Annotated in this window: 12 protein-coding genes; 5 read left to right on the top strand and 7 right to left on the bottom strand. The window is 45.6% G+C overall.

Annotated elements, in window-relative coordinates:
• Window positions 1-10: 10 nt before the first annotated feature.
• From glk to pntB, 3 genes are all read left to right on the top strand, one after another.
• Entirely contained in the window at window positions 11-982 is a 972-nt protein-coding gene (gene glk, locus ACYQ1O_RS09865) for a glucokinase (RefSeq protein ID WP_459991511.1), read from the top strand.
• 354 nt (window positions 983-1336) lie between these two features.
• Entirely contained in the window at window positions 1337-2893 is a 1557-nt protein-coding gene (locus ACYQ1O_RS09860; protein ID WP_459991510.1) for a Re/Si-specific NAD(P)(+) transhydrogenase subunit alpha, read from the top strand.
• Between the two features lie 11 nt (window positions 2894-2904).
• Window positions 2905-4296: a Re/Si-specific NAD(P)(+) transhydrogenase subunit beta gene (gene pntB / locus ACYQ1O_RS09855; RefSeq protein ID WP_459991509.1), complete on the top strand. Its 1392-nt coding sequence runs from the start codon at window positions 2905-2907 to the stop codon at window positions 4294-4296.
• 970 nt (window positions 4297-5266) lie between these two features.
• On the opposite strand, the gene amoB is transcribed toward pntB, so the two are convergent.
• From amoB to amoC, 3 genes are all read right to left on the bottom strand, one after another.
• The gene (gene amoB / locus ACYQ1O_RS09850; protein ID WP_459991508.1) at window positions 5267-6511 is read right to left on the bottom strand and encodes a bacterial ammonia monooxygenase, subunit AmoB; all 1245 of its coding nucleotides are present in this window, start codon (window positions 6509-6511) and stop codon (window positions 5267-5269) included.
• Window positions 6512-6608: 97 nt separating this feature from the next.
• The gene (gene amoA, locus ACYQ1O_RS09845) at window positions 6609-7352 is read right to left on the bottom strand and encodes a bacterial ammonia monooxygenase, subunit AmoA (RefSeq protein ID WP_459991507.1); all 744 of its coding nucleotides are present in this window, start codon (window positions 7350-7352) and stop codon (window positions 6609-6611) included.
• A 121-nt stretch (window positions 7353-7473) separates the two neighbouring features.
• Window positions 7474-8226: a bacterial ammonia monooxygenase, subunit AmoC gene (amoC, locus tag ACYQ1O_RS09840; RefSeq protein WP_459991506.1), complete on the bottom strand. Its 753-nt coding sequence runs from the start codon at window positions 8224-8226 to the stop codon at window positions 7474-7476.
• A 279-nt stretch (window positions 8227-8505) separates the two neighbouring features.
• Between amoC and ACYQ1O_RS09835 the strand changes: the two genes are divergently transcribed.
• Complete coding sequence (locus tag ACYQ1O_RS09835) at window positions 8506-8940, top strand: hypothetical protein (RefSeq protein ID WP_459991505.1); 435 nt, start codon at window positions 8506-8508, stop codon at window positions 8938-8940.
• Window positions 8941-9001: 61 nt separating this feature from the next.
• On the opposite strand, the gene ACYQ1O_RS09830 is transcribed toward ACYQ1O_RS09835, so the two are convergent.
• Together ACYQ1O_RS09830 and ACYQ1O_RS09825 are read right to left on the bottom strand one after the other, a co-directional pair.
• Entirely contained in the window at window positions 9002-9628 is a 627-nt protein-coding gene (locus ACYQ1O_RS09830; protein ID WP_459991504.1) for a lysophospholipid acyltransferase family protein, read from the bottom strand.
• Window positions 9629-9722: 94 nt separating this feature from the next.
• On the bottom strand, window positions 9723-10514 hold the full coding sequence (locus ACYQ1O_RS09825) for a GNAT family N-acetyltransferase (RefSeq protein ID WP_459991503.1): 792 nt from the start codon (window positions 10512-10514) through the stop codon (window positions 9723-9725).
• 323 nt (window positions 10515-10837) lie between these two features.
• Between ACYQ1O_RS09825 and ACYQ1O_RS09820 the strand changes: the two genes are divergently transcribed.
• Window positions 10838-11233 (top strand): glycine zipper family protein, encoded by a 396-nt coding sequence (locus ACYQ1O_RS09820; protein ID WP_459991502.1) that lies wholly within the window; start codon window positions 10838-10840, stop codon window positions 11231-11233.
• Window positions 11234-11246: 13 nt separating this feature from the next.
• Here ACYQ1O_RS09820 and ACYQ1O_RS09815 read toward each other — a convergent pair whose 3' ends face one another.
• Both ACYQ1O_RS09815 and ACYQ1O_RS09810 read right to left on the bottom strand, forming a co-directional pair.
• Window positions 11247-11984 (bottom strand): tRNA1(Val) (adenine(37)-N6)-methyltransferase, encoded by a 738-nt coding sequence (locus ACYQ1O_RS09815; protein ID WP_459991501.1) that lies wholly within the window; start codon window positions 11982-11984, stop codon window positions 11247-11249.
• Window positions 11985-12015: 31 nt separating this feature from the next.
• A complete protein-coding gene (locus ACYQ1O_RS09810; RefSeq protein WP_459991500.1) occupies window positions 12016-16122 on the bottom strand; it encodes a hypothetical protein in 4107 nt (1368 codons plus the stop codon).
• Window positions 16123-16176: the final 54 nt, after the last annotated feature.

The raw sequence follows: 16176 nt of genomic DNA, 5'->3' as shown, positions 1-16176 counted from the left end.
GGAGGCTTTTATGATTTTAGCCGGAGACATCGGCGGAACCAAAACGGTATTGGCGTTGTTCAGCAAACAGGCTGATGGTTCGCTACTGAATGAAAATGAACAAACTTTTGCCAGCAACGAATTCCCACGTTTTGACGACATACTGGATGCCTTCTTGCCCACCGACACTCACTTGTCTTCGGTTTGTTTAGGGGTAGCCGGACCGGTGGTCAATGGACGTTGCCAGACCACCAACCTGCCTTGGCTGTTGGATACCGGTGCGTTGCAAGCGAAGCTAGGAACAGAAAAGGTTAAATTACTGAACGATTTGGAAGCGATGGCCTTAGGCATGTTGCACTTGCCCGCCAGCGACCTGATTGAACTCAACCCCTTGGCGCGGGTGCAAACCGGTAATATCGCCGTAATTGCCGCCGGCACAGGTTTGGGTGAAGCCATTTTGTATTGGGATGGTGAAAAACACCACCCAATGGCAACTGAAGGCGGTCATTGCGATTTAGCCGCACAATCGCCGGAACAAGACCGCTTGCTCGCTTACCTGCGCCAGGTTTTTCCTGAACATGTCAGCTGCGAACGTGTCATTTCTGGCATTGGTTTTAGCCACTTGTATGATTTTTTCTGCCAAGAAGGCATTGCCCCACCCTGCCCTGCCGTCCCTGCCAACAGCCATGATAGCGACCGCAATGCCATTATTTCCCGCCTGGGCGTACAAGGTGAAGACGTTTTGTGCAGTGCAGCCGTGCGCTTGTTTGTGCAACTGTATGCCGCCGAAGCGGGCAATCTTGCCTTAAAAAGCTTGGCAACTGGCGGTGTGTTTATTGGCGGCGGCATTGCCCCGAAAATTTTGCCTAGGCTGCAAGATGGTGAATTTATAGCTGCCTTTAAAGCCAAAGGCCGCTTCTATGGCTTACTGGAAACCCTTTCCGTTAAAGTGGCCACCAACCCCAAAACACCTTTATTGGGTGCCTGCCATTATTTTTCCTAACCTCAAAACTCTCCGTTCATACTAAAAAGTTTCAGTATGAACGGAATAGCTGATCCGAGCTTTTGCTTGTTTAGTACGTCTGTATTAGCGGTCAATTAATTTATCGCCCGCATGGGCTGTGTTTGTTTGTCTTGTCAACAGATAACCTAACTACTTTAAATATTACCCTTAATCACCAACCCACTCAAACCCACCCTTCGCCACAATTGCCAATCTATTTTCTAAAGGTAAATTGATTTGCATTTTCTATTGAAACTCACTATTTAATATTCTATGCTCACAACAAAGGTCTTAAGTAAAATCAAGACCTTTGACAACACACTCCAAGCTATATAACTAATAAAAGGAGATCGTATGAAAATTGGTATACCCAAAGAAGTTCATGAAGGCGAAAAACGTGTTGCCACCACACCGGAAGCAGCGGCGCAGATTATCAAGCTGGGCTTTTCCGTTAGTGTTGAAAGTGGAGCAGGCCAAGCGGCTGATATTTCTGATGATGCTTACCGTGCAGCTGGGGTTGACGTGATTGAGGACACGGCAAGCTTATGGCAACAATCAGATATTGTCATGAAAGTTCGGGCACCCGAGCTGAATCCGCAGCTTGGCATGGATGAATGTGATTTATTGCGAGAAGGCAGTTGTTTAATCAGTTTTATTTGGCCTGCCCAAAATGCCGAATTGATGGACAAACTGGCGGCAAAAAACGCGACGGTACTGGCGATGGACAGCGTACCCCGAATGTCCCGCGCACAAAAATTGGATGCGCTGAGTTCGATGGCAAATATCGCGGGTTACCGAGCGATTGTTGAAGCGGCACAGCATTTTGGTCGTTTCTTTACCGGTCAAATTACCGCTGCCGGTAAAATTCCACCTGCGAAAGTATTGGTGATTGGTGCGGGTGTTGCGGGCTTGGCGGCAATTGGTACGGCAAAAGGCATGGGGGCTATCGTCCGCGCTTTTGATACGCGACCTGAAGTGAAAGAGCAAATTGAAAGCATGGATGCCGAATTTTTAATGCTGGATTTCAAAGAAGAAGGCAGTGGCACGGGCGGTTATGCGAAAACTATGTCACCAGAATTTATCGCTGCCGAAATGGCTTTGTTTGCCCAACAAGCTAAAGAAGTCGACATTATCGTCACTACTGCCCTTATCCCTGGCAAGCCCGCCCCTAAATTGATTACGGCAGAAATGGTGGAGTCGATGAAGGCAGGCAGTGTGATTGTCGATTTAGCAGCCGAACAAGGCGGTAACTGCGCGTTGACGGAAAAAGACCAAGTTGTCTTTAAACATGGCGTGACGATAATTGGCTATACCAATTTGCCTAGCCGTCTCGCCAATCAATCCAGCCAATTGTATTCCACAAACTTGCGCCATTTATTGACAGAGCTTTGCCCCAATAAAGATGGCGAAATTATTGTCAACTTTGATGACGAAGTTTTGCGTGGCGCAACCGTTGTCAAAGAAGGCAAAATCACTTGGCCTCCACCACCGCCAACCTTATCGGCAGCACCTGCTGCCAAATCCGAATCACCCGTCTTAGCTATCGAGGTTAAAAAATCGCTGTTGCCTCCTGCTATTCAACAAGCACTACCTATTATTATTGCCGGTTCTGTTTTGTTTGGTATTGGTGCGGTGGCTCCCGCCTCTTTTATGGCACATTTTACGGTGTTTGTGCTGGCATGTTTTGTGGGTTATCAGGTTATTTGGAATGTGACACCCTCTTTGCACACGCCCTTGATGAGCGTCACCAATGCCATCAGCGGCATTATTGTGATTGGTGCTTTAGTACAAGTTTCCGCCTCCAATCCCTTGATTGGCGGACTCGCTGGACTAGCTATTCTAATTGCCTCCATTAACATCGCTGGCGGCTTTTTAGTCACTCGCCGTATGTTAGAAATGTTCAGAAAATAAGGAGAAAACTGATGTCCCAAAGTCTAGTTACGATGTCTTACATCATCGCCACCATTCTGTTCATTCTTAGCTTAAGCGGTTTGAGTAACCAAGAAACAGCCAGAAAAGGCAATTATTACGGCATGTTAGGTATGGCTATTGCCATTTTGGCAACAGCCCTTAGCGGGGCCGTTACATCTTATCTCATCTTGGTATTGGCACTTCTGATTGGTGGTAGCATCGGCGCACGCGCCGCTACAAAAGTCGAAATGACACAAATGCCTGAACTGGTCGCCATTATGCACAGCTTAGTTGGTATGGCTGCGGTTTTAGTGGGCTTTTCCAATTTTATGGATGACTCTGTCAGCATTACCGGTGTGGAAAAAACGATCCATGAAGTTGAAATTTATGTCGGTATTTTGATCGGTGCCGTTACATTTTCAGGATCAGTTATTGCTTTTTGCAAACTTAGCGAAAAAATCAGTGGTAAACCGTTACTTTTGCCAGGACGGCATTGGCTAAATCTGGGGTTACTAATTTCATCAATTATATTAGGTGGTATATTTTTATCACAAACCGAAACCGGTGGCGGAATTTGGCCTTTAGCGGCTATGACGGTTTTAGCCTTGATTTTCGGTGTCCACATGGTAATGGCTATTGGTGGCGCAGATATGCCAGTGGTTGTTTCCATGCTAAATAGTTATTCCGGTTGGGCAGCCGCCGCAACTGGCTTTATGCTAAGTAATGATTTGCTCATTGTAACTGGCGCATTGGTCGGTAGTAGCGGTGCAATTCTAAGTTATATCATGTGCCGTGCGATGAACCGGCATTTTCTTAGTGTTATCGCCGGTGGCTTTGGAAGCAGCAGCGGAAGTCCCGCAGCAGTTATTGAAGGTGAAGTACAACCAATCAATGCCGAAGAAACCGCCCAAGTCTTGTTGGCTGCGAAACATATCATGATTATTCCAGGTTATGGCATGGCAGTCGCCCAAGCTCAACATACCGTGAATGAGATAACAAAATTGTTGCGGGATAAGGGTAAGAAAGTTGGCTTTGGTATTCATCCAGTAGCGGGTCGAATGCCAGGACACATGAACGTGTTGCTAGCTGAAGCGAAAGTACCTTATGACATCGTTTATGAAATGGATGAAATCAACGATGATTGGGGTAATGTTGATGTCTCTATTGTCATTGGTGCTAATGACATCGTAAACCCTTCTGCCTTAGATGACCCCAACAGTCCAATTGCTGGAATGCCTGTACTTGAATGTTGGAAAGGTGAAACCACCATTGTTATGAAACGTAGCATGGCGTCTGGTTATGCCGGTATCGGCAACCCATTATTTGTTATGGATAACACACGCATGTTATTTGGTGATGCCAATACAATGTTACAAGCTGTTCTTAAAGCATTAAAAGATTAATTTTTATTATCTAAAACAGCTTTCATTATAAAAATAGATTTGTATAACAAATTATCTCTTGAAAATCTTATGCCGCTACTGTGCTTATTTATGTAGCGGTTTTTTTAATCATTGTTTATATTTTTAAAATACTACTTTTATTTGTAAGAAAACATAAGCCGCTGATGATATTTTCGTATCAATCACATCCATTTAAGGGATTTTATTCTTCGTTTAAAACTCCTCCAATATTGTTCTATAACGCCCCACATTTATTCGCCCTATAAACTTTACGCTGTACCAACGGAAATCGTAAATGGATTTGTTATCCAATTTACTGAACACAACGACCATATCATCCAAAGCACTCTATAGTCACTATTGATAATATGACAGTCTATTTTACCTAAATCTATTTCAGATCCTTAAGTTGTCTGCTACTAATCGCAGGCAGAACACGTTTTAAAAGAAAGCCTGTCATACTTTTTTTGCCATTGAATATCTATGCAGTTCAATTCGGGTAATATTGTGCCACTTCAGACGATGCATATTGATCGCTTCCGTCTTGTAGTCTTGCTTTACAGACACTTCCTTTTCCTCCCCCCCTGAAATAAGGGTGATTGTTTCGCTCCCCCTTTCCCGCTATTCGCCCCCCTCTAATTTCTTAACGACAATTTCCAGATGAGGCGGTTTTTCCAAAATGAGTTCAGGAGCTTGATGATCATTTTGTACAGGCCTGTCCATCCAACCGACGTCTACTTTTAGAATATCGTATTACGGTAGATTTATAGCGTCTCATACAGTCGGTTTATATTTTAGAAACGCTTATTGGTAATATACCTCCCTTTTGTTGAAATATTTTGAACCCTGCCTTTACCCTATTATTTTTCTTATTTTAATATCCTGGAAAATAAAAAAACCCCTGATCCATTTCTGAATCAGGGGTTCTATAATTCCTAGTTAAACTTTAAGGTTTAACCATTCATCATTATTAGATGAAAGTAGGAATCAATGGTGCGTCGATAGTGATCAATTGACGGTTGCCAGCTTCATCATAGAAGAACAACAAACCAGCAAAACGGCTATCTGGATCGTAAATCAAGTCAGCTAAACGATATACTTCCCAAGCAGCATCAGATGCAGTAACTTGGATAGTTCTTGTTTGGCCTGGAGCTAATGGGCTGTTATCGCTAACAGTCAAACCTTCTTCAGCCAACAAGTCGTCTGGATAACCAGTTTCGTCTTGAGCAACAGCAGCATCCATGAAACGAACACCAGCAGTGTTGAATTCACCCAAACGGATTGAAGAATCACCATTGTTGGTGATAGTCAATGTCATTTGCATTGCACGACCTGGAACACGGTAAGTAGCATCTTCAACTTTAACCGCTACAGAAGTAGCAGGCATTTCGATTGATTTGATACCACGCAACAAACCAGCTTGCAATGGAGTAGTAACAGGATATTGCTCGTTAGTAGAACCCATAGATACTGCAACGATAGCAACAACAGCTACTGCAAAGCCCATAGCAACTTTTTTGTCAGCGCCAGTGATTAATGAATCAGCTTTACCAGCTTCAACAGCAATCAAACGTGGAACGAAAACAGGTTTACGTACCCAGTAAGCAACCCACAAGACACCCAAACCATACCAGAAGGCATGCCAGAAGTATGTGTTGCTCAGGTTGTAAGATTCCAAATCAACAGTTTCGCCAGTCAAAGTAGTAACTGGGTTTTTGAAATCTGCCATTGAACCAGTAACAGTTACCCATTTACCTGGACCAATGATTGGACCACCGCCTTTTACGTTCAACATTGTGTGAACGTGCCAGTCACCTGGACGACGTGCTTTCAACAATACTTTAAAATCATAAGTTTCGCCCAATTCCAAAGAAACTGAACGTGGTACCAATTGACCACCGATCCAAGATCCAGCACGAATAAATACTGGACCTGGGATACCGATGTTTAAGAAAGAAATTTCTGGTTTGTCAACAGTTTCTGGCCAACCGCTGAAAACAAAGAATTTTCCAGAGATAGTCATTGTGTCGTTAACAGCAACTTCTTCTTTAGACCAGTTCAAATCGAACCAGTGAATTGTACGCATACGCATAAATGCCGCTTGCGATTTTTCACCATGAGCAGAAGCCGCTGGAGTGTAGAACATTGCTGCTGTAATTGTAATCAGCAGTGCTACAAAGGATAACTTTGCAACGTTGTCTTTTATTATTTTCATATATCCTCCTCTATAATAGAGAATCTATAGTTTTTTGAGTATGTCTAACAAGTTTTTATAAACTCGTCAGCCTTATTTATGTTTATCTTGTTAAATCTTATGCAGCGTCTACAAACTTAGTGCTTGCAAACCATCTGCCGAAGAAATGCCACAAGAAGTAAATCAGGATACTCACGAAACCAGAGAAGAACGCTGATACTGGAGCAACGTCTTTACCGAATGTTCTTAAGGTACCTTTTTCAACCATTCTGATGTACTCAGGTGTACCAGTTCTTACGTAGTGGTAACCTTGTAAGTCAGCAATTGTCATCATCATGCCATTGTATTCAACAGGAACGTGCAATGGAGCAATGATTGGCCAGTTGCCTGGGTAGAAAACCAAACCATAAGCCAAACCACCGATAACGGCAGTCAATACCATGCTGTTTGACAACAACAATACAACATCAAGAATGATAGCGCCTGGCATCAAGTTTGATGGGAACACGAAGTTAACAGGGAAGTAAGTCCAGCCCCAGAAGTTCAAGTATCTGTTGATCCACTCACCCAAAAGCAAGCCTAAGATACAAACAACAGCGCCGAATGGCAAACGGTAACGCCACCACAAGCAAGCTTGAACAGCAGCAGGGAAAGTAATAGAAACGATCGGGGCAACAGTTACCCAAAGACGTCTGTCTTTCCAGTCAGTCCAGAAATCCCAGTCACCGCCAGTCAACATATAGTGAATGTGATAACCACCAAGAACAACAAAGAACAATGTAAACAGAATTAGCCAATCGAACGTGCGAGAAACTTTTACTGCTTCAGCGCGTGAACGTACAGCTGATTGAGATGCGCTCATTAGCTTACCTCCTAAAGGATTTTAGATTATTTTTATTTAATACCATCTACTCTATGCTGTTTCGACATCTTAAACACCAAAACAGCTAGGAGATAGTTATTTACAACTGAAGCTTAACAAATTAAGCCAAGTCTTTTTTCAAAAGTTTCGCGATTGCGCCAACTTCTGTATTTACCACACCCAATAGACCTAAAGCAGCCCATCCGAAGAATACGAAGCCGTAGTGCAAAGGAGCAACAAACAATTCTTCCATGAACCAGAAAGTGTGACCCCACTCGTTCAAACCAACGTTTGGCAAAATCATGAATGGACCAACGGTCGCAACCATATATTGCAAATGCAAACCTTGTTGGTAGGTTGGCAATCTTGTTTTTGCATACAAGAAGCAAGCACCACCAGTGATGATGTAGATTGGGTAGCTCAAGTAGAATTCGATGATGTGACTTGGAGTGAAGTCAGTATCACGAACGATAGTTTGATGCCAAGTACCGTCTTGCTCAGTGAAGTAGCTAGCACCGTAATAGATTGCCCAGCCGTACATTACCAACCAAGTCCAGTGTGTCATGTGTCTTCTCAACTCTTCACGTGGAGTGATTGACATCACTTTACGGTCACGAGTTTTCCACAACCAACCCCACAGGATACCTGCAGTAGAAACTTCTAAAACGAATTCGATGTACAGGAAGTTCATCCAGTATGTTTCGAACTCTGGTGCGAATGAGTCAAGACCTGCTGACCATCCATAAACGCCTTCGTACCAACGAACCCAACCGTAAAATACGATATAAACTAAAGATCCGAGTACCAGATTTTTAATATTTAACAGCGGTGCTTCCGCGGCATCAGCTTTCACTGATTCAGTTGTAGCTGCCATTTCTATCTCCTAAAAATTATTAAATTCTTGGAACAACTCATTCCAAGAGTCGATAGTAACAAATCCATTTTCCAATCTTGACTTATTAAATCACGATTACACCAAATCAATTTGGTGAGCGTTCAGTCTACCAGTTCGGACATCCTTGTCAAGCCTAAAACAAACGCTCTGATGAGAGTTTCATTTATTGCTTGTCTTTCGAAAAAATAACGCTAAGATCAGTTTAATGTTTATGATTATTGCCAATCCGTTTCCATTAAATATAACAATCTAATTTTTATGAAAAAATACAATTTATTGATCTTAATTGCCGGTGTTTCGGTTCTTCTCCTTTCCCAATACAAGATTGTCATGCCTTTTGTTTACAAAGTCGTTTCGTCTGATCTTTTTTTGGTGGACAGCAAGGACAAAGCCAGCCAATTACCTATTAACAACAATTTAACGGCAATGGCCTTTACCCAATGCAACGCCAGCATCAAAAAAAAGCTACCTTCTGATGCAAATGCCGCTTTCCCATCAAAACCCATAAACGCCTGGAGCATGGGAAACTACCAATACATCATCAATGGCGAAACGACCCTAAATAGCGGTTCTTCCGATTCCAAAATCAAAAAGTACGCATGCAGAATATCTTACAAAAACGGTGAAAATGAAGAAGGTATTGAAAACCCAGACAATTGGTCTATTGAAGGCTTATCGGGATTAGACAACTAGGAAAAAAAAAGCCGCTTGCCTTCCAGCAAACGGCTTCAAATTTATAAATTAAAATCAAATACTACGCGGACACTACCTGCTCTAAAATCATTGTCCGCGCTTGCTCGCAAATAACATTGCGCCCCAACTTAACATCCAGTTGTGTTAAAAACCTTAGCTCAACATTGATCTGATCCATTTTTAGCATTCTTAGCAAATGCATAACGAAAGTGTCGTCCCCGACAAAAGGAGCAAGACTCCTTGAGCCGCCCACATATCTTATTGACACTGGCTGAACCATTACTTGACTTTGTATGGCAGGCTGAAACAGTGAAGAGTGAAAACCCAAAACATCATCGCCTTCAGTTGTCGTCCCTTCAGGAAAGGCAATAATGCTCCCTCCCTGGTTTAACGTTGACAGCATTTTCTCAGCCGTTATCAAGATATTTTTTTTATCGCCACGGCGGATAAAAATCGTACCCGCCTGATCGGCAAGATAACCAATGACAGGCCAGCCTAAAATATCGCTTTTTGCTACAAAATAAGCCGGAAGAAGCTGCCCTATCGCAACAATGTCTATCCAAGAAATATGATTGCTGACGATCATACCTGTCTCTTTAGGCACATTCCCTATACACACCACCTTAAGCTGTAGAATTTGACTAAAACACTTCAACCAATACATCTTAATTAGGTCTTTAATTTCCATTGCCTTTGCCTGTGAACACACAAAGGTAACGGAAGGAAATACCGCCCCAGCAAGAACAAGCCCAACAACAAACAACAGAACAAGCAGAAATAACTTACAAGGCAGTAGTATTTTGGACTTCATTTGCAACCAAATAATCTCTCATATAATGTTTGCTGTAACGGTCTTGTAACTGATCCAATGGCAGCAATACAAACAAATCCATACAATTAAAGTCTTTATCCCAGCAAGGTTCTCCGCAGACCAAAGCACCAAAACGCAAATAGGCTTTCAATAATGGCGGAATCCCTGACTCATCGCGATTGCATCGCAAGAAATTTGGCACGGGAGTGCGTGGCGCAACTGCCAAATGGGCAGGAGCAATATTTTTCTCATCTATACTCTTATAAACCGCATCAACCGCAAAACCGCTAGGCCCAGGCGTTACGCTGGCACAACCCAACAAATAATTATATTGGCCTTCAATGGCGTACTGAACCAAAGCAGACCATAACGTTGTCAGAACCGCACCTCCGCGATAATCAGGGTCAACACAAGTACGGCCTATTTCCAAAAATCTGCCCGGCAAGTTAAGCACCCTATCAAGATTAAATTCACTTTCAGAATAAAATCTTCCTAACTTCGAAGCTTGTGACTGGTTCAGCAAACGGGTATAACCGACAATTTTATTGTTCACATTATCGAAAACTACTAAATGGTCACAATAACTATCCACCTCGTCATAATCCAAGCCTTCAGATTCCGTCTTTAATTTTGCGCCCATTTCTTTAGCAAAAACACGAAACCGTAATTTTTGAGCCTCCCTTATCAATTCTTCTGAGTCAGCGATAAAACACTCCAAACGCTTCATAGGCTTGGCTGAGGCTTCTGCAACTGTTCTTTTCATAAGTTTCCAAATAATTCAATAGGATATATGACAAGTATAATTTAAATTAGTGTCATTTTTGTGACGAAAACATGAAAATAGGATGACAGCAAAATTAACCTGCCGTTGTATATATCCTTAATTTTACAACCAATTAAGTTGTAAATAACGACGATTTTGACCAAACATTTGGATCAGTACAAACAAAAAAACTAAACGAACTTTATCCACAAAAGGCTTTGGAATTTTCCTTTACTATTGCCATCTGACAGCTGACCCGTTCACAATCTGTTCACTCTAAATAAATTAAGGTAAACACGAAAACAATCCAAAAGGAGAAAACCATGAACAAAATTATATCAAACAGCCTAATTATCAGCAGCTTATTGCTTTCTGCCTGTGCCAGCCAAACCGGCTGGACGCCGACTGTTGACAGCTATAACGATCCCAACGCCTACCGCATCAGCCAAGACATGGCGGAATGCAAAGAACTAGCCTCGCACGCATCGGGCGGTACGGCTTCTGAAACAGCGATTGGCGCAGCAACAGGCGGCTTAATCGGCGCAGCAGGCGGCGCGGCTTTAGGTGCGATTATTGGCAATCCAGGCACTGGCGCTGCATTAGGCGCAGCTGCGGGTGGTATTGGCGGCGGCGCAACCCAAGGTTTAAGCTCCGAAGCCAAATATAAAAGCGCTTATAACAACTGCATGAGCGGTCGCGGTCATCGCGTCATCCGTTAATTTGCGTTGACCTTTATTTTCGGCACACGGATGTGCCGTCCTCACTGGACATTGCAAACCTCAATAAAAATGGCGACAAAACTTTTGCCGCCTCCGCGCTGTAAATACACGCCGACTGATAAGCCAGCATTTTGCTAAGCAAAAAGTTACCCGCATTGCGTTTAAACAGCAACGCGGAAACCTTGGCTTGATGGCTCGGCAAACCCTGAAAATCTATTTGCCGACATAAATGCAAGCCAACCTTCTTTGCCTGCTGCACAAAACCATCGCCCGCATGCGCAGGAATCAACACGTAAAACAAGCCATCCTCGGACAAAAGTCGATCCACACAAACCAATAATTCAGTGTAACTGAGCGTTTCATTATGCCTCGCCAAACTTCTTAGAGGCTCTTGGGAGCGCAGATGTTGGGCAAAAAACGGAGGGTTACAGACAACCAATCCATATCGCTCAGCGGTAACAAACAGCCGAACATCAGCATGCACCGCCTGTAATTTTGTACCCCAAGGGCTGGTAGCAAAATTGTCTACTGCCTCACGATACGCCTCGACAGTCAATTCCACTGCCGTTACCCTAGCCGCGCCCAATTGCGCCGCCATTAGCGACAACAAACCACAACCTGCGCCAATATCCAATACCTTATCGCCTGGCTTAATCGGCATCATCGCACCAAACAGCAAGCTATCGGTGCAGATTTTCATTGCCGACTGCTGTTGGCATACCGAAAACTGTTGGAAACGAAAAGCCGACATTAACGGCTACCCGCCACAAATCCACATAAAACTAGCCCGCATCTTTGTTTTCAGGCACTGGGGGAATATTTTCCTTTTTGTCCTTGATGGCTTTCTTTTGCCACAAGCCACCGGCGGAAAAACACTGCCAACCCCATTTCAACCAATTAAGCAAGGTCACCGCCAACCACAACGACCAAGCCAACATCAACAAACGATACGCCAGCAAAGGCACTGAAACAACTGAAGCCGTCGGCAATTCGGCGGCAGTCCTATCCTGATACCAATTTAAGTTAAATGCCGACGATTGGTTGCCGGTTACGCGCATATCCGGCGCAAACAGCAAACCTTGGGCAACGGCATAAAACAACACCGCCAAAGCCAATAACGTGACACCCACCAACAAAACTTGTTTGGCATTGAAATAGCCGATTGCCACCGTTTGCTGCGCGCGCCAACCTAACAAAACCAACCAAACAACGACTATAGCGGCAAGCGCCAGATCGACTTGGCTCAAACCTGCCAATAACAAAAACCAATGCCGCGTTTTTAATGGCGTCAACGGAATTTTTGCCAACCCCACTGACAGCAACAAAACCACCACCAACACGCCCCAAAACAACACCGCCGGCCCCAATAACGGTCCGGCGACAAACAACAACCAGCGGTCTGCACCCAAATTCACGTCAATATGGGCGTTGACACTTGCAACGCCCAAATCGACTTTCGGTGTGGTGGTCAAAAAACCGATCGGCATAGGTTCTTGCCAACTGACCGAAAACTCTTGCTTGCCAGGGTTAATCGGCAAGACCAGCTTATTATCCTGCAAACGGATGGGCTGGCTTTGCCTATTGACCAACACCGACTGCAAACTGGCCTGTTCGGGTAAGCGGATGGTGTGCTGTCCGCCTTGCGAACTCCTTAAGCTAAAGCTTAACTCGACATTGCGGATCCGTTGCCCAGGATTAACTGTTAACTGGCTGTTATCGATAGTGAGCGTTTGACCAGCAACCGCTTCAGGGCGGGAGATGTTTAGATTGACCGTTTCACCGGGCCAAGGCCGCCATTCCGGCAACCATTGCACTTCATCAGTAAAGTCAAGATGGATCATGGCAATGCCCGATGCCTCCAAATGCCAAATAGGGCTGATATCGGCCTGCCAAACCTCAATCCATTGGTCGGTTTGCGGAGCCGTCAAGACGATTTGGTCGGATTTTTCCAAAGTTGACTGCCATTCCACAGCACCGCCTTGCTCGCCAGATGGAAAATTGACTTCGACCTTACCGTCTTTAACGTGCATACCTGCGGTCGTCACTGCCTCACCAGGCAACAAAGGCACAGACAACACCGCTGATGTATCAGCAGGCGACAAGCGGGTAACCGTTGTTGTTACCCGCCAATCCAATCCTAAAGTCAAAACGCGCCGAACCTGGAAAAATGCCGGCAATGCGCCTTGTTGTAAGGCAGGCAAGGCTTTATTGGATGCCGTATTGGTGCGGGTAAACTGCAATTGCTCATCAGCCAAGCCGTTCTCTTGAATGCCCAGAATTTCCCAACCCGATGCCTGCACACTGACATGCTTGGGCTTTAACGGTAATGGCAAACTGAATTTACCCAGCGGCGGCGTGACCCCCCTTAGCTGTAAATGATGCGAACCTGCCGCCACATTTAGCCATAATTGGTTGTTTTCGCGATATAAACCACTCGCCAGCTTGCCATTATCCAGCACTTGGTTGGGAAACCACTGGCTGTAATCGCCCGGCACCGGCAAGGCCACGGAGACTTGGGCATTGATATCCAAGCCTATCTCCAGCAGCTTGTCGTCGATGTCCAGCGACATATCGGCAATATCAGCGCAAGCCGGCAAGCAATCTGGTTTATCAACCGCTTTCAAGCGATTTTGCAATTGCGTCAACAGCTCGTCGCTGGGGTAATCGGCATAAACATCTTTCGGCAACCCAGCGTACATCAACAACCCCAGCAGGCACACCGGCAAGATTGATTTTAGCCGCATTCTGGGTGGCAGCAGTTTATCGGCCTGCCCGAACATCAGCAAAGCCAACACGGCAATGCCAAGCACACGGACACTATTCAGCAGCTGATTAACAGCGGGCGACAAATACAACAGCCGCAATGTCTGGCTGGCATCAACCGGCCCGTTCCAAGACAACAACACTTTATGCCAATGCCATTGCGGCAAACCAGGGCCCGTTTGCACTTTGGCTTTAGGGTCAATACGGCCTTCTGAGCGGTCGAATTCCCGTTTGTATTCGTACGCCTGGCTTCTCATTGGAGATTTCTTAAACATTGGCTGCATCTTAGCCTGCATATCAAGAACTCTTTGCTCATCAATACCACCAAGGGAATTGAGGGCTTGTTCCTGCAAAGCCACCGGCGCACTCGCCGGATATTGCTGCGACATCTCCGGGCGGTAAGGCTTTTCCAATTGCGGATAAATGCCCATGCGGACCTGGTCGACCATAAAGGGCAACGCTAAAAACAACAAAACCAACCAACAGCCATAGCGAAAATAATTGACGGCTTTCATGACTTTGCCGGCTGGCAACACGGAAACCAAAGCCGTTGCCGCTAAAATTGCCAACCAGATCAAATGCGGCGCATCGGGTTCGTGCCAGATCAACACCAAAACCACTAAGGCAAAGCCGCCCCAATAGGCATTCCAAAGCTTTCCGGTAGCCAGTGCTGCACACAGCACCAAAAACAAATCCAATAAGGTCCAACGGGCAACCCAACTATCCGGTACGTTATCAACTCCCGATGCCGCCAACAAACGCCAACCGGGCGGCAAGTTGAGTTCAGCACGCACGTCGCGGAAGCTTTGTTCCCAGCCGACCGCACTCATCTGGCTAATGGGGCCGACGATCAGGCTATCCGCTTTTAAAATCAGCCACCCTTGGCGGACTTCGACACCTTGTTTACCGTCACTGACTTGTTGTGTCACCAGCTGGTTGGTGCCATCCAATTCCACTTTGCCGACACGGGTTGCTGCCAAAGCGTTCAGCCGCCAGTCACGGCTCATTTGTCCGCTGATGGTATCGTTGGCTGTGTAGCCAGTGCCATCGAAATCCAGCCAAAGCGTGCGCTTAATCGTCAAATCGTTGGCATTCGGTTCAGGATCGCCACGACGGATCAGCTTAAAAGCCATCGTTTGCCCATTGGCAATTCGGTAGGCAGGGAAATGCCGCCACTCAGGCGGAACATTGGTTTGGCTGGTATCAACGGCATCCAATTGGGCAACTTCCACCACACGCAAATCGGGGCGGGCATCGAACAACCAAATTTCCGTATCAGGCCAATCTTTGGCGGGTGAACCTAAGGGCAATTGGCTGATGTCGCCAGTACTTCTTGACAGAATGTCGATTTGCCAATGGCCCGGACGCACTTGCACCAACAATTGGCCATCGGCTTCCAATTTAGCAGGCAGTTCACTAGTTAGGCTTAAGGCGACAAAACCGTCCAGTAAGGGCTTGCCCAGCTTGATTTCCCGCCGCTCGCCGGACACGTCCAACACCAAACGGGTTTGCACCTGCAAAGGAATATCGTCACTGATGAGGCGGAACACTTGCAGTGCCAAACTATCCTCGGCGCTATCCGCCTTTTGCCCGCCGGTCTCGCTGGCTTTTAACCAGAGCTGACCGTCTTGGATATTGGGCATGGCGATGTCAGTGCCGTTGACATTAAGGCTGACCAAGCCGGTATCGGGTGGAATGGTGAGGTTGTCGGGAATGGCTGACCACGACCAATCACCGCTGATGTCATAGCTGCCAACAGGCAGCTTAATGGAAGGAACGCCCGACCTATCCAACACCAAGGTGGACTGTTTGTTGACGGTAACATGCTGGGGCCAAAGGTTGGTGTAACCCGGCAGGCTGACCCAACTTTCCTCATAAACTTGCCAACTGCCTGAAAATTGGCCTTGTTTGGGGGTCAATGCCAAATTAAGCGAGGTAGGCCAAACGCAACGCTTGCTATCAAAGCTATTGTAAGAAAACGGACAAGCCAGTTCGGGGATGTCTTCGCTGACCCAAGCAATCCAAGGCTTAAGCGGTTCAGGAACCGCCTCTTTAGCCAGTGGCTTGGCAATAATTGAGGTGGAAAACAAACAGCACAACAACAACCAAACCAACCGATTCATCATTCACTCCTGCAAAGTTAAGCGCGGCACTCAAAACAGCGACTGTCAGCCCTTGGC

This window comes from Methylosoma difficile, from assembly GCF_054657615.1.
This window is presented reverse-complemented; position numbering and strand designations above follow the sequence as displayed.